Source organism: Paenibacillus sp. JL3B1040 (genome assembly GCF_057063165.1).
Genome location: NZ_CM169317.1, coordinates 5,154,513 through 5,173,889, shown reverse-complemented (window position 1 = coordinate 5,173,889; position 19,377 = coordinate 5,154,513). Strand labels below are relative to the sequence as shown.

At 52.0% G+C, this 19,377-nt stretch carries 15 protein-coding genes; 9 read left to right on the top strand and 6 right to left on the bottom strand.

From position 1 onward, the window contains the following. Window positions 1-17: 17 nt before the first annotated feature. Entirely contained in the window at window positions 18-1,655 is a 1,638-nt protein-coding gene (locus ACZF99_RS23755; protein WP_483607357.1) for a nitrite/sulfite reductase, read from the bottom strand. Between the two features lie 326 nt (window positions 1,656-1,981). On the opposite strand from ACZF99_RS23755, the gene ACZF99_RS23750 reads away from it, so the two are divergent. The 4 genes from ACZF99_RS23750 to ACZF99_RS23735 all read left to right on the top strand — a co-directional run bounded on the left by ACZF99_RS23750 (window position 1,982) and on the right by ACZF99_RS23735 (window position 7,094). Then, entirely contained in the window at window positions 1,982-2,197 is a 216-nt protein-coding gene (locus tag ACZF99_RS23750; RefSeq protein ID WP_483607356.1) for a hypothetical protein, read from the top strand. 161 nt (window positions 2,198-2,358) lie between these two features. Then, window positions 2,359-2,679, top strand: coding sequence for a hypothetical protein (locus ACZF99_RS23745; RefSeq protein ID WP_483607355.1), 321 nt, complete (start codon window positions 2,359-2,361; stop codon window positions 2,677-2,679). Window positions 2,680-2,901: 222 nt separating this feature from the next. Further along, on the top strand, window positions 2,902-3,819 hold the full coding sequence (locus ACZF99_RS23740) for a stalk domain-containing protein (protein ID WP_483607354.1): 918 nt from the start codon (window positions 2,902-2,904) through the stop codon (window positions 3,817-3,819). 17 nt (window positions 3,820-3,836) lie between these two features. Next, window positions 3,837-7,094, top strand: coding sequence for a DUF5704 domain-containing protein (locus ACZF99_RS23735; protein ID WP_483607353.1), 3,258 nt, complete (start codon window positions 3,837-3,839; stop codon window positions 7,092-7,094). Window positions 7,095-7,135: 41 nt separating this feature from the next. Here the strand turns inward: ACZF99_RS23735 and ACZF99_RS23730 are convergent, their stop codons facing one another. Continuing rightward, on the bottom strand, window positions 7,136-7,687 hold the full coding sequence (locus ACZF99_RS23730; RefSeq protein ID WP_483607352.1) for an AbrB/MazE/SpoVT family DNA-binding domain-containing protein: 552 nt from the start codon (window positions 7,685-7,687) through the stop codon (window positions 7,136-7,138). 214 nt (window positions 7,688-7,901) lie between these two features. Between ACZF99_RS23730 and ACZF99_RS23725 the strand changes: the two genes are divergently transcribed. The 3 genes from ACZF99_RS23725 to ACZF99_RS23715 all read left to right on the top strand — a co-directional run bounded on the left by ACZF99_RS23725 (window position 7,902) and on the right by ACZF99_RS23715 (window position 12,176). Continuing rightward, on the top strand, window positions 7,902-8,525 hold the full coding sequence (locus ACZF99_RS23725; RefSeq protein ID WP_483607351.1) for a deoxynucleoside kinase: 624 nt from the start codon (window positions 7,902-7,904) through the stop codon (window positions 8,523-8,525). 1 nt (window position 8,526) lies between these two features. After that, a complete protein-coding gene (locus ACZF99_RS23720; protein ID WP_483607350.1) occupies window positions 8,527-9,192 on the top strand; it encodes a deoxynucleoside kinase in 666 nt (221 codons plus the stop codon). 389 nt (window positions 9,193-9,581) lie between these two features. Then, window positions 9,582-12,176: a U32 family peptidase gene (locus ACZF99_RS23715; RefSeq protein ID WP_483607349.1), complete on the top strand. Its 2,595-nt coding sequence runs from the start codon at window positions 9,582-9,584 to the stop codon at window positions 12,174-12,176. Between the two features lie 864 nt (window positions 12,177-13,040). Here the strand turns inward: ACZF99_RS23715 and fucO are convergent. From fucO to ACZF99_RS23700, 3 genes are all read right to left on the bottom strand, one after another. Further along, window positions 13,041-14,192, bottom strand: coding sequence for a lactaldehyde reductase (gene fucO, locus ACZF99_RS23710; RefSeq protein WP_483607348.1), 1,152 nt, complete (start codon window positions 14,190-14,192; stop codon window positions 13,041-13,043). 481 nt (window positions 14,193-14,673) lie between these two features. Beyond that, window positions 14,674-14,973 (bottom strand): DUF6809 family protein, encoded by a 300-nt coding sequence (locus tag ACZF99_RS23705; protein WP_483607347.1) that lies wholly within the window; start codon window positions 14,971-14,973, stop codon window positions 14,674-14,676. 142 nt (window positions 14,974-15,115) lie between these two features. After that, window positions 15,116-15,289 (bottom strand): CopG family transcriptional regulator, encoded by a 174-nt coding sequence (locus tag ACZF99_RS23700; RefSeq protein WP_483607346.1) that lies wholly within the window; start codon window positions 15,287-15,289, stop codon window positions 15,116-15,118. Window positions 15,290-15,610: 321 nt separating this feature from the next. On the opposite strand from ACZF99_RS23700, the gene ACZF99_RS23695 reads away from it, so the two are divergent. Continuing rightward, complete coding sequence (locus ACZF99_RS23695) at window positions 15,611-15,808, top strand: hypothetical protein (RefSeq protein WP_483607345.1); 198 nt, start codon at window positions 15,611-15,613, stop codon at window positions 15,806-15,808. A gap of 119 nt (window positions 15,809-15,927) precedes the next feature. Further along, a complete protein-coding gene (gene galU, locus ACZF99_RS23690; protein ID WP_483607344.1) occupies window positions 15,928-16,803 on the top strand; it encodes a UTP--glucose-1-phosphate uridylyltransferase GalU in 876 nt (291 codons plus the stop codon). A 37-nt stretch (window positions 16,804-16,840) separates the two neighbouring features. Here the strand turns inward: galU and ACZF99_RS23685 are convergent, their stop codons facing one another. Further along, the gene (locus ACZF99_RS23685; protein ID WP_483607343.1) at window positions 16,841-19,297 is read right to left on the bottom strand and encodes an O-antigen ligase family protein; all 2,457 of its coding nucleotides are present in this window, start codon (window positions 19,295-19,297) and stop codon (window positions 16,841-16,843) included. Window positions 19,298-19,377: the final 80 nt, after the last annotated feature.

Below are 19,377 nucleotides of genomic sequence, written 5' to 3'. Positions count from 1 at the left end.
TTGAACTAAAATGGGATTTACGAGGCGATGCCCGCCTCCAAAATTTGGCTCAATTGCTCCTGGAACGCCGGAATACCGACGCGCAGGACGAAGTCGTGAAAGGACTCGGAGGGATTCCGCTTCGTTTTGTAGAACAGCAGCAGTTGCGCAAGGACGTGGGCGACTTGGTCGCCTTTGACGCGCCCTTTGAGCGCTTGGTTAAACTGGGCCTGGGGTCCGTTCGCTCCGCCGCCCAGGGTACCACCTACCGCAATATCGAACGCATCAACCATACCTTCCGGCGTCTTGACCAAGGAACCCTGCAATCCGATATCGGCGATGTGCTTCTGTCCGCAGGCGTTCGGGCAGCCGATAAAGTGGATGCGGACCTTCTCGTCCAGTTCCACATGCCGGTCCAGATACTCCGCCACTTCTGCCGCGCGCCGCTTCGTTTCCACGATGGCCAGGTTGCAAAATTCATTGCCCGTGCAGGATACGGTCCGGCTCATAAAATGCTTCGGAAACGGCGTTAACCGCTGCAGTACCGGCGCGTTGAGCGCTTCCTCCACCTTGTCGTCCGGAATGCCGCTGAGCAAAATATTTTGCGACATGGTGGTGCGGATTTTACCTTCACCGTATTGGTCGGCCACGTCGGCCAACTGCTCCAACTCCTCGGCGTTTAACCGGCCAACCGGTACGTTGAGTCCGATATAATGAAGCCCTTCCTGTTTCTGCGGATGCACCCCGTCGAAATAGGCCGCTTGCCAGCCGACGGTCTTGTCTTCCCCGCGGGACTCCAACTCGCCAATGAGTTCGACCAGCTTCTCTTTGAATTTCTCCGGTCCCCAATCGGCGACCAGAAATTTCAGGCGGGCGTGGTGGCGTTTTTCCCGGTACCCGTAATCGCGGAATATCGTAGTGACCCCAATCGCAACCTTCAGCACTTCCTCCGGTCTGACGAAAATGTCCAGCGGTTTGGCCAAATGCGGCTTCGCGGATAAACCGCCGCCAACCATGGCATGGAAACCGACGACCTCTTTCCCATCGATCACCTTGACCGCTGGCGTAAAGGCCAGATCGTTGATTTCCGCTTGGGCGTTATTATAGATATTCGCGGAGATCGACATTTTATATTTTCGCGGCAGGTTGGAGAAGTCCCGGTTCATCAGGAAAAAGCGGTTAACCTCCTCCACGATCTCCGTCGTATCGAGCAATTCGTCTTTATCGATCCCGGCGAGCGGGTTCCCGACAATGGTGCGCGGGCAGTCTCCGCAGGCCTCGAACGAATACAAACCGACGTCCTCCAGCCGCTTGAAAATATCCGGCAAATGCTCCACCCGCAGCCAGTGGAATTGAATGGCCTGACGCGTCGTCACGTCCACTAGATCGCGGCCGTACAAGCGGGCAATCCCGGCCAGGGCACGCGCTTGCTCCGTGGTCATGATTCCGGTATTGATGCGAACGCGCATCATGAAGTGACCATCCTTCGGTTTTTGCTGATAGACGCCGGCCCATTTGAAACGGTCCATATCGTCCGCAGGAATGGAGTCGTAGCCTTTAACCGCATACTCCTCAATGATTGTGCGGATAACGTCCAGCCCGTCTTTTTCCAATTTAACGAATTCAAATTTGTTTAATTTCTCCGAATCCGCGGTCCATATCGGTTCATAAGCCATGCGATAACCTCCCTTTGATCCCACTCGTTTAATTCCGACAATTAAACTATGAATAAGATTAATTTTCATGGTACCATAGATGAGAATTAGCGTAAATAAAGAAAGGGACTTTCGGGCATCAAACTTCCTTATGAAGAACCAAAGAAGTGGTGATAATGTATTTGTCAATGACCATCGGCATAAAATAGAGAATAAATCCGGAGTTAAATATGTGGATTTAGCGAAAAGTTTGACAAAATCTTGTCTTTCCTCTTGCATCCGAACGGGAGGGAAGATAACATAGAAGAAGAGTTGTGATTTCGTGGATTTCAAGAGGAGGTTTCGCGATGTTGCTCCGAGCAGCGGAAGAAACAGCAAAAGCAACGACATTTAACGGGTTTGATATTTTTATGATTTTGTTCACGATCGTCATTTTGATCGGCGTCATCCGTCTGGTGACGGAGCGTCCGAAGAAAAACCTGTTCGCTATCGCTTTTGGGATCATCAGCCTACTGGTCTTTTTGGCATCGGATGCGATTATGATCAAAACGTGGTTTAGCTAAACCAAGGCGGGGGTACATATTTCATCCTATGAAATAAGCCAAGGCACTTTATTCCTTGCGGAGGGATGGGGTGTCTTTTCAATTTACGGGATATGGATTATAATATGTGGCAGGTGAAGCACACCTTGACATCATTCGGATGACGAGGTGTGCTTTTTTCTTTGCGTAAAATGGATGAATTTATCAAAAAAGCAAGAACAAAGGAGGCTTATGAAAAAAGGGAGCGAATAAGTGAAGATACATCATTTTCCTGGATGCATTGCCTGTTGGTAAGGATGCAGAAGGGACACTTTCCCTTCAAGGGAGGTGATCGGAAAATGGATATGTTGAATGCAACGATAGCGGGATTGGTGTTCGCCGGAGCGTTATTGGGGGCTTTGAAGAAGGTCCTACAAGAATGGTCCGAAGTCCGCAGGCTCTTGTCCGAATTGATTTTTGCGGGCAAAAGAAAAAAGGATGGCTCCCACCGCCGCAAACGTTAGGGCAACATCCTTTTCCGGGAGGGGCGAATGTGCCTCGTCCCTTCCCTTCTTTATCCTTATTATATCCAATTTATTTTATGCACACAAGCGTAGGAATAGCGGTACGTTGGGAGTGTTCTTGATTCAGCCGGAAGCGTGGTTAATGGTTAGTGGCGGGTTTGTTCGAATTTTAATGATGGTTCGCAAGCGGTTGGAAGCCAAATTAATGAGGAGTGAGTAACCATGAAAAAAATGTTGGCGGTGTTGATTTGTGGAGCGATTGTTCTTGGGGGATTTCAAGTTTTGGATGCGAAAGCGGCTGGATCTACTGAGATTGTGGGCAGGCCTAAACTAGCCGTCTTGGTCGATGGACGTAAGGTAAAGTTCGATGGCGGCGATCCGGTATCGGAAAATGGCCGTGTTCAAGTACCGCTTCGTGGTGTTGGCGAAGCCCTTGGTGCCGAAGTAGGGTACACCGGCAAAACCGTAACGTACAAAAAGGAGGGAAAGACGATTGTTCTTACCCTTGGGAGCAACATCGCTGTGGTTGACGGTAAACAGGTAAAGATGGATACCCAAGCTAAGGCTGTAAAAGGCCGGACTTATATACCGCTGCGCTTTGTTAGTGAGAACCTTGGGGAGAGCGTTGAATGGGATGGCCCTTCTAATTGGGTCTGGATCGGCAAGAAGGAGATACCGACTCCGGAAGAAGCAGGAGTAAAAAGTGTACCTGTTAGTGAGTTTACCAAGTTGATTGGTGATCATACGTGGATTCTAACAAGTGTCGAGGGAACAAAGTATGCCACTGTTAACGTGATTAAAGCGGATCAGCTTCCCTTAAAGATTGGGGATCGGGTGATTTATGACATATGGCCAGTCAAGCAGGGGAGCATTGAGGGATTGAAAATGCATGTTTCAACTAACGGTGGTTCTAACTTACTTTTTATTGGTTCTAAATTTAGTGCAAGATCAAGAAACCCCATAAGAAGTCTTACAGTAACTAATCCGGATAAAACGCAGACCGTGACCTATGCGGTCAAAAGCGGCCATGATGTAGATATAGACCCGAATTTTGAAAAATTCAAACTAGCACAGGTTGAATATATTGTGGTAGATATATCCTCCAATGCTTTAACGGTCATTGAGAATCCGTTTAAATAGGTGGGGGATAGAACCCTATGATAAAGAGAATTTTATTGAACGTATTGGCCTTATTAATAGTATTTAGCAGCTTTGTAGTTCCTCCAAATGTAGAAGCGGCTGGCACATTACCAACGACTCAAGACAGAAACGATCCTAACAAATATTATTTCGTTGCCCTATTTAGTTCGGATATTTGGCGGAGATCGGATGGGGTAACTTGGACAGGCGATGGTAGCCCGGGCGGATCAGTAAATATTACGTTCCCCTATTCTTTCAGCTTTCCAGACCGAAAAATAAAAAGTGTGCAAGTAGCTAGGTTCAAAAGTCCCAGTGATTGGGATAATGGTTTAAATATATGGAATACATCGCGGTACAATTCGATGAACTGGGCTCAAATGGAACGATTCATGAGTAATAATTTTAATTCTGTCCGATCCGGATCATTGACCGGGATTGGAACCAGTACGATTTCCTTTAAGGTCCAAGTCACAGGAACATTAACAACGTCTCAGCCAGGCAATGCAGGTGAAGACATAACCCATACAGGCGGCGGGGGCCTAGATCCAGGAGTTATTGGCTACCGTTACTACTTTCCTTCCATGCTTACCATCGAGTTAGAACCTGAGAAAGGGCAAGCGGTTATTAAGTTCTTTACAACGACGGGTCAATCGCTAGACGGGATTGATGGTTTCCGTAATGAAACAAAACAGCTCATCAAGGGTCAATCGTATTCCTTTAAACCAATGTCAGCACCAACTAATTATACATATCAAGGTTATCAAACAAATGAAGATGTAGAACCCGTTGGTGGACCAAAGGACAAAGGAAATCCGCCAGGATTCACCTACGACGGCAAATTCTCGACCTACTATATCTATTTCTACTATGAAAAGGATGAGCCACCTCCTGGTGGGGGAGGCCAATGCACACAACCCGCCCCCAGCGGGAACGTCATCGATGTTCCACTTAACGATCCTGCGGTCAGCGCGGTTATTAGGGCAGATCGCCGTGGATCCGAACGATTTAATGTGCTGGATGGTATACCGACATCAGAGAGCTTATACGGGAATGTTCTTGCAAAAAGCTACTTAACCCAAAATAAGTTCGTGGAGATGAGCGGAAAATGTACGTTTGATATTACGGTCCATCGGGAGTATACGTTAACGTGGGACCCGAGAAAGACAGTCACCGGTCCTGACGGAACGCCTCGTGAAGAACCCGATCCGCAAACGGATACGGAAACGGTGACGAAATCGTACACCATCGAGCGGCAATATTCATTTTGGGTGATTGATAACCTGGAAGTATACAAGATCAACGAAGCGGCGTTGCAAAATTACGCTTTTGAGGGCAATGGAATTCGGATACAGCCATCGGGATATACCCCGCCTTCTTATTCGACATCCAAGTCAAGTGGGTATACGCCGCCATCTCCGGAAAATCCGGTAGAAGCCCCGCCAGGTAGCAAATCCGGAGGGAAAGAAAGACCGGATGTGAGTGGGGAGAACTTGAAATCTTTTGCGGAAAGCGCCGTCGAAGAAGTCAAAGTGAAAAATGACACCTTGAATTTTAACGGAACCACTCTCATGAACGGAGCTGAAACGAGCCGGTCTGGACCGCGGCCAAGTCAGATTCCCGTCGCGCCTCAAATCAATGAAAATGTACTGTATAGTCCGGGTCATGTGATTCCTACAAGCAAGACGAATCGAGCGGATCAGCCAAGTACAGGGACGATTTACTATGGGCTTATGAGCGGCAATATCAACGGCGGCTCCGACAAAAGCTTCCCTATCTCCGGCATCAACAGCGTTACCGTACATACGCCCGTGGTGATGTATCCCGGCGTCTCCGACGATCGGGCCCATAATCAGAAAACCACTCCGGCGGCGGGGCGGTCGGCGGTCATTTTGGATCGGCCTTTCCTGGTCATGATGCCGAATAGCGGTCAGCACACGAATTACTTGGGGTATGGGAACCGGGATTATGTGAAGTATATCGGCAGCAAGCAGGTTCGCTTCCCGTTTGATGTGTACGAGGGGACGAAGGCGGCGTTTTATCCGAAAAACACCTGGATCGAAGTGGACAAGTCCCGGGAGCAATTTGCCTTCTACCTGCCCGTTTGGGTGGATGAAGGGTTTTATACCGTGGAGTTCCGCAACATCGCGCATAATGCGCCTTCCGGAGCGACGGCGCAGACCAACGCCAACCTGAATCTCATTCATCATATCGCCTACGGTACCGTGCCGGTTGACGTGATCGGGCGGGTATACGATTTTCGGGTGACGGATATCGCCGATTACAACTGGGAAGGCGTGTTTCGGGCAGCCCCGGGAAGCCGGACACCGTCAGGGGCGGCTTATTGGGTGGGACTCAACGGAATTGACGGGGCGCCAAGAGGCAACCCACCGCTGTACACGCTGCCGGTTCGTCCGGGAAGCCATCCGCTGTACAAAAACGCGGTGATCAAAACAGGGTATCATTTCAAATTCGACCTGAAAACAAAAGGGAATATGTTTGGCCCCCTGGATCAAATCGTGATCACCCCGTCGTTTGATTTCATCAACGCCAAAGACGGAAAACGGCAGCCTGTCGATTTGTATTACCATACCGGGAATCGGAGCTATGTTCGAATCGGCTCGGCCTCGGATCAAGTGCAGCGCTACGTGATTTTGAACGAACGGTTAAGGAACGTGCCGATCGAGGAACTGACGGATACGGCATTGTATCAATACGATCACGACTATACATTTAACCAGGTGGCCGGGATCGGGCGCAGCCAGTTCGTGCAGTGGTACATCCAGAAGCAGTCGCTGCAAAAAACAGCCGTCGGCAGCTTCAGCCTGCTGCGTTTGCCGGAAGGCGTGCGCACGTTGATTGGCCCGAAAACGGGAATCCCCTCCGGCGTCGACCCGGCGAGAGTGAATGCCGCGGTGCAACGATGGTACGGCGAGTACAGCCTGCCGGCCGAATTGTTTGCCGTTCCGGCAGGCACGAACGTGGCCGAGTATGGACGGACGCATGGGGGGCTGACGGATCGGTCGGCGATCTTTTTGAAGCAGGGGTATATCGTTGTTAACTTCAACATCGAAACCGTGCGAAGCGGGCAGACCGGGAACCCGTATCTCCAATATATTCGCGCGCCGCTGATGAACCAATGGACCGGAATGGAAGGGTTCGCCAGGAGCGTGGTTGACCCTTACGGGCGCCGTTACGCGCTGAAAGACGGGGACGTGGCGTTCTATCATGCCGATCTGTCGAGCCGCGATGACTTTCGTCCGTTGGTGACGCATTAATCGTACGAATGGCTCCTTCCTTGCATAAAGGGGGGAGCTTCTTAGGTTGGGCCCTCTTTTCTCCTCGTTTTCATAGCGGGATCGGATTGTCTGATTTCCTGGAGGAGTTGACTCACCCGGCTCTGGGAAACGCCAATCGTTTGGGCCCATTCGATTTGGGTGCCGTTTGGGTGCGTGCGCATGGCTTCCAGCAGCCGTTCGTAGGCTTTGCTGCGGGTTCGGCCTCGTTTCTTTGCGGCGGTGCCTTTGGGGGGACGATCCGACATCATGTTCTTTGCGGATGCGGTTGCCGCAACCTCCTTGGTTTCCGGCGGAGAAGGGGGTGTGCCGGGCTCCAGGGAAGCTTGTAGACGAAGGCTCTGGATGCAAGAAGGACAAATAAACTTCTCATGAAAATAGACCAGGTTATCCAAGGTCTGGCAGAACATGCAGGCCTGCGACTGATATTTGCGAATCATGATCCAGCGGGAATCGGGGTCTATGAAAAATTCCATCGGGTCCTTTTCCTCGATTTCCAATACCCTTCTCCATTCAATGGGCAATACGATACGCCCCAGTTCATCCAGGGCTCGAACGATTCCTCTGCCTCGCATTGACATACCTCCTTTTGCTCATCTAGACAACAAATTAATAATTCGGCATAACCCGAGGAATTCCTGTAAACAAAAACCATAAAATCCGTTTTTCACTAAAAGCGGATTACCGCTCGTCGGCGGCCTTACACAAAATGAAAAGCCTTTTGCCTGGGTTCTATGTTACAATATTCTAGTCAATTTTCAGGCAAGTGAGATGTGGGAGGACCATCAAGTGAAGAAGCCAAGCCCGTTTATCGCCGTGGAAGGCGCCATCGGAGCCGGAAAAACCACGCTGGCTGCGATGCTCGCCGAGCGGTTTGATTTTCCGCTGTTGAAGGAGATCGTGGACGAGAACCCGTTCCTGGACAAGTTCTATCAGAATATCGAGGAATGGGCCTTTCAGTTGGAAATGTTCTTTTTGTGCAACCGGTACAAGCAATTGGAGGATACGGTGCAAAATTATCTCTCCCGGGAGCTGCCGGTTGTATCGGATTATCATATTTATAAAAACTGGATTTTTGCTAAGCGCACGCTGCAAGGGGACAAGCGGGAAAAATACCGGCAGATCTATCATCTGTTGACCGACGATCTTCCGAAACCCAATATGATCGTGTACATCAAGACGGAGTTAGCCACCTTGCTGAGACGAATCGAACAACGCGGGCGCGGCTATGAGCGAGACATCGATCCCGGCTATCTGGAACAACTGATCGAGGATTACGAAACGGCGATGACTAGGCTTCAAACGCAGGAGCCGGAGACGGTGCTGATCACGATTGACGGGAATGAGTTGGATTTCGTTAAGCACCCGGAGCATTTTGAGCAGATCGTCGCCAAGGTAAAGGAGCACTTATAACATGAGTCATGAAATTCGCATTCCCCCGGACGCCTTGATTACGGTAGCGGGTACCGTCGGTGTCGGCAAATCCACGTTGACCACCGCGCTGGCCTCTCGCCTCGGCTTTCGCACTTCACTGGAGAAGGTCGACACCAATCCGTATCTGGAGAAGTTCTACCACGATTTCGAACGATGGAGCTTCCATCTGCAGATTTATTTTCTGGCGGAGCGGTTTAAAGAACAGAAGGCGATTGTCGAAGCGGGCGGCGGTTTTGTCCAGGATCGTTCGATTTACGAGGATACCGGAATTTTCGCCAAAATGCACGCCGATCAAGGGACGATGTCCCAAACGGATTACGAGACGTATACCAGCCTGTTTGAGGCGATGGTGATGACGCCGTATTTTCCGCATCCGGACGTGCTGATTTATCTGGAAGGGAATCTGTCGTCCATCCTGAACCGGATCCGGCTGCGAGGACGGGAAATGGAGATTCAGACGGACGTGTCCTACTGGCAGCATATGCATGAACGTTATGCGAAATGGATTGACGAGTTCACGGCTTGTCCCGTATTGCGGCTGAACATTGACGAATACGATGTCGCGGACGAAGCGTCGTTGGACGAGATCATTCGCCAGGCGGGAGAGATCATCCGGGCCTCGCGGGCGAAGCGGATAGGTTTATAATGGGAAGAAGTCAATGGGAGTTCAGCTTCCGTTGGCTTCTTTTTTCGCATGTTGAGAATTGTAGGGTGGACCTGGGCATCTGTGCCCTGCTCTTTTGATGATTATCCCGTTGCCTCAGGTCGTTGGAAAATGGAACAAAAAGCTCAGTTCGCAACCGTAAAATGGACACCTCGCCTCCGTATTTATTCCCCAGGTTCCCCCATGACGATCCCCCCCTGATCCTGAACGAAAGGGATAATGGTGTAAAGAAGCCGTGCGAAGGGTCATAAGGGGCTAGAGTACACGCGCAATGTCTGCTAGAATAGATAAGTTGATGGATCACTTTAATTTTGAACTGTTTTCGATCAAGTAGAATAGACGCTGGCTGCGGCCGGTTTGGGAGGACATACATGAGCAAGACGACTTTAACGCGGCAGGATGTGGAGCTGCTGGCTCCGGCCGGCGATTGGGATTGCATGCGGGCGGCGGTGGCGAACGGGGCGGACGCGATCTTTTTTGGCGTGGAGAAGTTTAATGCCCGGGCGCGGGCGAACAATTTCCGGATGGACGAGCTGTCGGAGATTATGGCGTTTTTGCATAGCTATGGGGTCAAGGGTTTCCTGACGTTCAACATTCTGGTGTTCGAGGACGAGCTGCGGGACGCGCAGGAGCTGATTGAAGCGTGCATGCATGCGGGCGTGGATGCGGTCATTGTGCAGGACCTCGGTTTGGTGAAGCTAATCCGCGAACTGTCGCCGGACTTTCCGATTCATGGCTCGACGCAAATGACGATTACTTCGCCGGAGGCGGTGGAGTTCGTGAAGCCGTGGAATATGGAACGCGTGGTGCTGGGCCGGGAAAATAACCTCAAGCAAATCAAGGTGATCGGGGAGCAAGCCAAGCTGCCGATGGAGGTATTCGTGCATGGGGCGCTGTGCGTGTCCTACTCGGGCCAATGTCTGACGTCGGAAATGTGGGGCGGGCGTTCGGCGAACCGCGGCGAATGCGCGCAGGCATGCCGCTTGCCCTACGATCTGATCGTCGACGGGGAGCCGAAGCCGATGGGCGATGTGGCTTATCTGCTGTCGCCAAAGGATTTGGCGGCGATCGACATCATGCCGGAGCTGATTGAAGCGGGCGTGACGTCATTCAAAATCGAAGGCCGGATGAAAAGCCCGGAGTATGTCGCCAACGTAGTGAGCAAATATCGCAAGGCGATTGATCGTTATTTTGATGGAGACGATACGCGTCCGTCGAAGGAAGAGATCCGCGAGCTGCAGCAGAGCTTTTCGCGCGGCTTTACGCATGGCTTCCTGGAAGGGACGAACAATAAGAAGCTGGTCGAGGGGACGTTCCCGAAAAGCCGGGGCGTTTACCTGGGCCGCGTGGAGAAGGTACTGCGCGACGGTGTCGTTTGCAAGCTGGAAGCGCCGCTGAAGCGCGGGGACGGGATCGTGTTTGATGCCGGGGATCCGACGAAAAAAGAAGAAGGCGGCCGCGTCTACGACCTGCGCCGCCAAGGCGTGAAGCAGGAAGGCGAAGCCGGGGAAGGCTGGATCGTCGACATTGTGCCGGGCCGGAATGACGTCGATTTGCGCCGCGTGCACGTTGGGGATCGCATCTGGAAGACGAGCGATCCGGCGCTCGACAAGCGGCTGCGCCAGACGTACGAGACCGAGAAGCCGTACCGCGTCTTCCCGGTGCAGGTGCGGGCGGTGGGCCATGCCGGCGGGTTGCTGTCGACCTTCTGGACGGATGTGCAGAAGGGGACGACGGTGCAAGTCGACTCGGAGCTGGAGCTCGAGGTCGCGCAAAAACGGCCGATGGACGCCGCCCTGCTCGAAGAGCAGTTCGGGCGTCTCGGCGGCACGGTGTTTCAGCTCGAGAAGCTGGATGCGGAGCTCTATGGCGACGTCATCCTGCCCATGCGAGAGCTGAACGGCATCCGCCGGCGCGCGGTGGAGCTGCTCGCCGCCGAGCGGCCGAAGCCGCCCGTGTGGACACGGACACGGGCGGCGGGTTTGGACGCCCCTGCCACGGGCGGGGCGTCTTCGGCGCCGCTGGCGGCGGCGGCAGCCGCTGCGGTTGCGGGGCAACCGCAACAGGCGCAGGGCCGCGGGCCCGCGGCGCCCGTGAAGCGCGGCGGAGCGCAGCTCGCCGCGTTGTGCCGCAGCCTGCCGCAGGTGCAGGCTGCCTTGGAAGCCGGCGTATCCTACATCTACGCCGACTTCGAGTTTATCAAGCAGTTCCCGGCAGCAGTGGACGCCGTTCGTGCGGCCGGAGCCTGGATCGCGCTGGCGACGCCGCGCATCCACATGCCGGGCGAAAACGGCTATCACAACAACATCCTGCGCCTCCAACCCGACGCGGTGCTGGTGCGCAACACCGGGGCGCTGTATTACTACCTGCGCCACCGGCAAGAGAACCCATCGGCCGTGCATCCGCAGTTGATCGGCGATTTCTCGCTGAACATCGCCAACCATAAGACGGCCGAGCTGTTCCTGGAGGTCGGCTGCGACGTGGTCACGCCGTCCTACGACCTGAACATCCAGCAGATGGTCGATCTGCTCCGGGTCAGCCCGACGGCCGACATGGAGATCGTGATCCACCAGCATCTGCCGATGTTCCATACCGAGCACTGCGTGTATTGCACCTTCCTCAGCGAAGGCACAGATTACACCAACTGCGGGCGGCCGTGCGAAGAGCACCGCGCCTCGCTGCAGGACCGGATCGGGATGTCCCATCCCGTCCGGGTGGACGAGGGCTGCCGCAATACGGTGTACAACGCCATTGAGCAGTCGGGTGCGGAGTATCTGAGCCATTTTCTCGAACTGGGCGTATCGAAATACCGCGTCGAATTCCTCGAGGAAACGCCGGAGCAGGTGCATGAGGTCATTGACCTCTACAACCGGGCCCTGCGCGGAGAAATCAGCGGCACACAGGTGTGGAAGACACTCAAAGCCACCAATCAGCTCGGCGTCACGCGCGGGCAACTGGTGAAATAATAACAAAGTGGAGTCTTGCGACGGTCATTGCCGCGCGGGGCTCCTTTTTTGTGTGCAAATTTGTGTTTTATGCAACATTTCGGAGCAAAAACCGGCTTTAGAAGTACAAGCGTTACACCCTGCAAGCCCTCGTTTTGGGCCAAATAGCGCCGCTGACAAGCGTTAGAGTTTCGGCTCACCGTTGTTGCTGCATTTGCACAAGTTACTCAACTTCCCCAAGTTACACCCGCAACTCCAATTGATCCAGTTACTCCTACTACTCTACTACTCCTGCGGTTCCAGCCATTTCGGTTTCTCTTGCTACTCTGTTACTCCAGTTACTCCTACCACGCCCAAGGCTGTTGGTCCCGAGGTAAAAGACTCTAGCAACGGACCTGAACGACGTTATTTGCCCATTTCCCGGACATTTCCCGCTCTAACGGAACCAGAGGGCGCTATTTGGCTTCATGAGGAGCGCCTTCGGCAATATTGGGTTAAATAAGGTCTCCTGGGTCCGTTACAAATTCGCTGTCCCTGCTTTTGTACAAATAACGCTTCTGAGTTCCGTTAGCCGTCAAATTGAACCAACCAAGCCGACTCGAATCAACCCGATTCAACGTGAACTAACCCGACTCAACGCGCACCAAGCCAATATAGACATGACTCCATCCCGATCAACGCGCACCAAGCCAACCCGAGACATGACTCCATCCCAATCAACGAGAAGCCACCGGACTCGCCCCCAACCCTCCCCTTATATGCCCAGTAACTCTCCAGAAACCCCAGAAACCGCAGCCCCCCCTAGTAACCCAGCAACCCCAGTAACCCCAGTAACCCCACTCTACTTAGACACTCAGGCTAACCCGGGCCTCGAACCTACCCGACTTAATAAATCGTCCGATACAACTCCTCAATTTCGGCGATCGACGTGTCCCGTGGGTTGCCGCCCGTGCAGACGTCTTCGAAGGCGGATTTCGCCAGCGCGGCGATGTCCTCTTCTTTCACGCCAACCTCGCGCAGATGCGCCGGGATGCCGACGTCCAGCGACAGCTGCCGAACCGCAGCCACGGCGGCATTGCGCGCCTCCTGTAAACTCATGGCTTCGGTTCCCGGAACGCCCATGGCTTTGGCGATGTCGCGATATTTCTCGCCGGTATAGTCCGCATTGTAGGCCATGACCGTAGGCAGCAGAATCGCGTTGGCCACCCCGTGCGGCGTATCGTAAAAAGCTCCCAGCGGATGCGCCATTCCGTGAACCAACCCCAGCCCGACATTGGAAAAGCCCATCCCGGCAATGTACTGACCCAGCGCCATGCCCTCGCGTCCTGCCGGCTCGTTGTTGACGGCGCCGCGAAGGGAGCGGGAGATCACCTCGATGGCCTTGAGGTGAAGCATATCGGTCAGCTCCCAAGCGGCTTTGGTGATATACCCTTCAATCGCATGGGTTAAAGCATCCATCCCGGTTGCGGCGGTCAGGCTTTTGGGCATGGAGCTCATCATGTCGGAGTCGACGATCGCCACGACCGGAATGTCATGGGGATCCACGCAAACGAATTTGCGTTTGTTTTCGGCGTCGGTAATGACGTAATTAATGGTGACCTCCGCTGCCGTACCGGCGGTTGTCGGAATGGCGATGATGGGCACGGATCGATGGGCCGTTGCGACCGCCCCTTCCAGGCTGCGAACGTCGGCGTATTCCGGGTTATTGATAATGATCCCGATGGCTTTGGCCGTATCGATCGGCGATCCTCCACCGATGGCGATGATATAATCGGCTTGCTCCGCCTTATAAGCTTGAATTCCTTTTTGCACCACTTCGATGGTAGGGTTCGCTACCGTTTCATCAAACACGGAATACGGCAATCCGTGACTGTCCAGCAGTTTCGTGACCTTGGCAACCACCTGGTATTTCACCAACTCCTTGTCCGTGACCACCAATGCTTTGCCCAATTTGCGGCCTTTAATCTCATTTGCAAGGTTCGCGATGGCTCCGGCACCGAAATACGACGTTTCATTCAAAATCATCCGTTGACTCATGTTTATCCTCCCAATAGTGAAAATTTTCACTTATTTGAAGCTGCCGATTTCCTGTTTTTACGCCTCCGGATGGTGAAACACCATTGCTTCTGAAGGAGACTTGGCAACTTCCGTCTGTTTTCATCATAATCGCTGGATGTTGGGGAATCAACATAAAACAACATCATAAATGTGAATTTATTTTGTTTTGTGAGACTAGTTAAAAAATAGAAACGCACGAAATGCAAAAGTGCAGGTGGTTTTCGGCAAATTGCTCCGATGATGCCTGTCAAATGTAAAACTGCAGTTCATTTCCGCTCGCAGTCCCTTGTTTTTCCAAATGAGTTCAAAACAACTGCACATTTGCATTTCAGTCGCCCCAATAGGCGTTTCAGCGGAATATCAAATGCACTTTTGCATTTCAAAAAGAGCCCAGCCAGCCGCATGAATCGGCTAACCGGGCCCCCTGGACCGAATCCCACCGTTTACTCAAACCCCGTATTTAGAGGGATGAGGTTGGGCGGACCAGCTCGTCTTTTCCAATAAAAACTTCCGCGAAGAGGGCCGCTCCCAGCTTGAAACCGTGCGAAAACACGGCCGCGGCATGCATGGCATTGGCTTTGGCATGCAGGTCGAGCAGGTTTTCCAGCTCGCTGAAGGCTTCTTCGCCCAATTTCTTGTGCCAGTATTCGGTGAGATCGGAAATTTGCCGGCAAACCGGACGGTAATGGGGGTCGCGGGACACGATCGTTTCGTCCGGCAAAATATGACCGAAATACAACTCTTCCAAAATGCTTGGCATGTATACCCTCCCTTTCCATGTAAGAGGCCGCCTCCTTGAAAGGATAGATTGCACATGGTAGGATATTTATGCAACTTTCCTTCGTGGGGGTTGCCTTGTGGGGAAGTGGCGTCGTTCTTTTGCGAGATTGCGCCGCTTCCTTTTACTTTTGTTCGGACAAAAGCTTCTTGATCCCCAGCCGGATCGCTTCGGTGATGGTAATTTGGTGCTTGTCGCAATAAGCGGTCAAGGCGTTGTACGAATCCTCATCGAAGCGCGCTTTGATGTTGTATTTCTTGGGATTTTCCGCTTTTGGCCGTCCTGTTCGTGGACTCAAGGTACTCACCTCACTTTCAGTCCCACACAAACAAACTATATAATACGTCCCACGTAAAGTCAATTGAAAAATTCCAGAAAATTGAAAATGAACACCCTGCAAAGACACCTGTTTTTCTATCAAATACAACTTGTGGAAGGTTTGTGAACTAGGCCTCGGAAGGGGCGATAACCGATCTTTATCGGTTATGAAGAAATCGTTGATATGCTATAATGAAAGCGTAAACAAACGTGGTGTAGAGCGGGTTTGATGGAGGTTGACGCATTAGAGAACCACCTCGTTTTCGAGCTTCGCTCACAAACTTTTAGGAGGGTGAAAGTGATGTTTGAAGGATTCCTCGAGATGCAGTCGGAAGTGACCCGCATACAAGGACGGCTGGAAATCGGCGGCGAACAAGAATACCGCAAAATCGAGTTCGGCACCGAACGCTTCCTGCACACGCCGGAACCGGGGAATCGGATCCGAAACGAGGAAGAACTTCCGCAGCGCTTCACATGGCGGAAATTTTGGATCCATTGATTCTTATCACTTAAGTAGGACTCGGGGGCGATCCCCGGGTCCTTTTTGCTAACCGTTCACGTAGGATATGGTATAATGTCACCAGATAAATCAATTAGGAATGAGGGAGCCGCACTTTCATGAAAATTCGCAAAGCAATTATACCCGCTGCTGGTCTAGGCACGCGATTCCTGCCGGCGACGAAGGCGATGCCCAAAGAGATGCTGCCGATCGTGGACAAGCCAACGATCCAATATATTGTGGAGGAGGCGGTGGCCTCCGGCATTGAGGACATCATCATTGTAACCGGTAAAGGGAAGCGGGCGATTGAAGATCATTTCGACGCCTCATTTGAACTGGAATATAACCTTAACGAAAAAGGAAAATTTCAGCTGCTGGAGGAAGTCCGCAAATCCTCAGAAATGGCAGATATTCACTATATTCGCCAGAAGGAACCGAAAGGCCTCGGCCACGCCATCTGGTGTGCGCGCAAGTTTATCGGCGACGAGCCGTTTGCCGTGTTGCTCGGTGATGATATTGTCGAATCGAATGTACCTTGCTTGAAGCAGATGATTAATGTATATGACGAGCACAAAGCATCCGTGGTAGGCGTTCAGCCGGTGGATTGGGACGAAGTATCCCGCTATGGGATCGTGGATCCTATCATGGTCAAAGACCGCGTGTATCTAGCAAATCAATTAATAGAAAAGCCGAAGACCGGAACAGCACCTTCCAATCTGGCAATCATGGGAAGATACATTTTGACTCCAGCCATATTCGGCATCCTCGAAGAGCAACGGGTTGGCGTCAACGGGGAAATCCAACTGACGGATGCGATCTCGCGGCTGGGAGGAACTGAACGGATCCTCGCTTACAGCTTCGAAGGCACCCGCCACGACGTCGGCGAGAAATTGGGCTTCATCAAGACGTCCATTCATTACGCCCTCGAAAACCCCGAGCTACGCGACGAACTCATCAAATATATGTCGGAGATTATCTTGGATAGCTTGAACTAGAAAACGGTCTCTCCTTTTGGGAGAGACCGTTTTTTCCTTAAAACGTGAGGTTCGCTAATTGTTCAATCAAATCCTTCTGGGAGGGATCGACTTGCAGCAACCGGTCGTACACGGCCTGGTCGTTGGCTCCTGTCTTCTGCAAAGCAGCCAAATACCAACGGGCAATCTCGCGGTTCGTGCCATCGGTCAAATCATCTTTAAGACCAACCTTGAAGATCTCCGCGGCCTTAGCCGGTTCATTCATCATGAATTGCATTTTACCGGCATTTAACACCATCGGTTGCGTGATCTCAAACGGATTCCCTTGCATCTGACCCTCCGGCAACGTCTTCAGGTGCTCAACCCCTTCAACCACATGCTGATAGGCGGCCAGACCGGACTTGAAGTAATCCTCTTTTTTCGCGACATCCTGTTGGCCAAGCGCCTGATAACCCAATTCGAATGACTGGACGATCAGCTTCTCATACCACGCCATGTCCCAAGCGTAACGGTCGGCATTATCCCGTTGCACAACGTAGGCTTTGTCATACTCCCCTTTGGTTTCATAAAGCTTGATCAACTGGTTGTACATATTTTTGTTGAAAGCATCTTTTTTCAGGGCATTCGTGAGGAGCATCAGCTCTTGATTGTAAAAAGCCTCGTCCTTCGTTTGCTCAAATCCGGCTTGCAGCAAGACACTCATATAGATGACGGCGTCCGGATGATTGCTGCGTTTTTTCAGCGCTTCATCCAGCGGAGCTTTGATTTCCTGGAAATCGCTGCTCGTCGCGATCAAAAATTTTCCTTGAGAAGCTCCCTGGCTCGCCTGAATATAAGGGATCGATATAAAGATCAGGGCGAGAGAGGCAACGACGATAACCGAGCTATAAATTCCGCGAATTGTACCCGCCTTCATGCTGAATTTCGGCACAGGACGGTTATCCATCACCGCAGCCATGCCCGCAAGCCCCAGGAACACCAACATGCCCAAAAAGACGTAACTCATGTTAAAGTCCATCAAGCTGTGCATTAGAATGGACAGGACGATGATGAAGTAAACGAAGTAAGACTCGCGATGTTGCTCATCCGCTTGGATATAGCCGCGAATATATTTATAGAAGATGAAGATCAGGAAGGCCCCCATAACCAGGAAACCCAAAATCCCGACCTCAACAAGATACTGCATCACAAAACTGTGGGCTTGACGGCTTTCGTAAGGGTTGTTTTGATATTTTTCGAAAATGGACGCCCAACCGCCGCCACCTGCACCGATGATCGGATAGTCCTTGAGAACTTTCACGGCATCCTTGTAAAACGTGATCCGTTCCAGGAAGCTGTGCTGTTGCAGATTGAGGTTCTCCAAACGTTCCCCGATATTGCCCGGCAGAACATGCTTAAGATTCGTTCCCAGGAACAAGGCTGCCAAAATGCCTACGGCAACGACGGAAACGAGAGGCAGCCACAAGCTGGCAAGCTTCTTACCGGCCCACTTGCTTGTGCCATTCTCTAAACGAGGTGCGATAAAACGTTGGATCAGCCAAGCGACAACAGCCAGAACGATCGAAGCGGCCAAGACAGGGAACCATCCTTTGGCGGGATCGCCGATCTGTCCCAGATGGAATTGCTGCCCCAGCTCGGTTACGGGCTTGGCAATGACCAATGTGCCGACTCCGGCAATCAGGCAGTATACGATCCAGAGAATCTGCTTCGCCGGCTTGAGGAACAGCAGCAAGACGATAAACACGATCGGCAGGAACACCAAACCTCCTCGTGACAAAGTAAGCAATAACGAGAGCACAATCGGCACAAGCATAAAGGCGTGGATGGCTTGTCCATACCATTTTTTCGAACGGGTTATCGCAAATACGGCAACGAAGAAGAACGCCATGAGGAAAGCGGCGTATGTATTCGGGTATTGGAATACCGATGCCAGCCGCGGGCCGTTAGCGTCCACCCAAACCGCCTGGTTGTACTGTCCGTTGATGACGGTTTTTGTAAACCAACCGACAATTGCCGACACCGTCCGACCTTGTCCGAGCCAGTTGAACAAGCCGAACAGGACAATGACATAAGCTACGCTGATCATCGTCGTTTCAAGGATTTGGTTCGCTTTGCGATGTTGCAGCAGGTATAGTCCGATGATGAACATAAAAGCATAGAGACACTGAATCAACACCATATTGGCAGCAAAGTACTGGCTAGCTGCGGAAATCAGTGCGATAATGTAGGTTATGGGAATAAGCAGAACGAACAGTGCCGTCCAATCCCGCTGGTCTTCCAGCTTGATACTTTTAAAGTAAGCGGCGACCCAGGCCAGCATCAACAGACTGCCCACAATCACTGCCCAATAGATCGCTTCTTCGAAAGTTAAAGCAAGTCCGTTGAAAAGACCCGCCTGGAACGGGGCCCAGACCAAGAACAAAATCAACCCAATCATCAACACCCAAAGCGCCGCAGGTAACTTTTCCCCGTTTCTCGACGCTGTGGCTTTTTTCCCGTATACTGGATTCGACACGTATTTATCTCCTTTGCGAATAGGTACGTTAGTAATTTTAGCACATACAATCAGTACAGACTACTTTACGAAAAAGGCTG

Bases quoted from the DNA above. Each gene is read 5' to 3' on its own strand.
- ACZF99_RS23755 (WP_483607357.1), bottom strand. From the start codon at position 1,655: ATGGCTTATGAACCGATATGGACCGCGGATTCGGAGAAATTAAACAAA.
- ACZF99_RS23750 (WP_483607356.1), top strand. From the start codon at position 1,982: ATGTTGCTCCGAGCAGCGGAAGAAACAGCAAAAGCAACGACATTTAAC.
- ACZF99_RS23740 (WP_483607354.1), top strand. From the start codon at position 2,902: ATGAAAAAAATGTTGGCGGTGTTGATTTGTGGAGCGATTGTTCTTGGG.
- ACZF99_RS23735 (WP_483607353.1), top strand. From the start codon at position 3,837: ATGATAAAGAGAATTTTATTGAACGTATTGGCCTTATTAATAGTATTT.
- ACZF99_RS23730 (WP_483607352.1), bottom strand. From the start codon at position 7,687: ATGCGAGGCAGAGGAATCGTTCGAGCCCTGGATGAACTGGGGCGTATC.
- ACZF99_RS23720 (WP_483607350.1), top strand. From the start codon at position 8,527: ATGAGTCATGAAATTCGCATTCCCCCGGACGCCTTGATTACGGTAGCG.
- ACZF99_RS23715 (WP_483607349.1), top strand. From the start codon at position 9,582: ATGAGCAAGACGACTTTAACGCGGCAGGATGTGGAGCTGCTGGCTCCG.
- fucO (WP_483607348.1), bottom strand. From the start codon at position 14,192: ATGAGTCAACGGATGATTTTGAATGAAACGTCGTATTTCGGTGCCGGA.
- ACZF99_RS23705 (WP_483607347.1), bottom strand. From the start codon at position 14,973: ATGCCAAGCATTTTGGAAGAGTTGTATTTCGGTCATATTTTGCCGGAC.
- ACZF99_RS23695 (WP_483607345.1), top strand. From the start codon at position 15,611: ATGTTTGAAGGATTCCTCGAGATGCAGTCGGAAGTGACCCGCATACAA.
- galU (WP_483607344.1), top strand. From the start codon at position 15,928: ATGAAAATTCGCAAAGCAATTATACCCGCTGCTGGTCTAGGCACGCGA.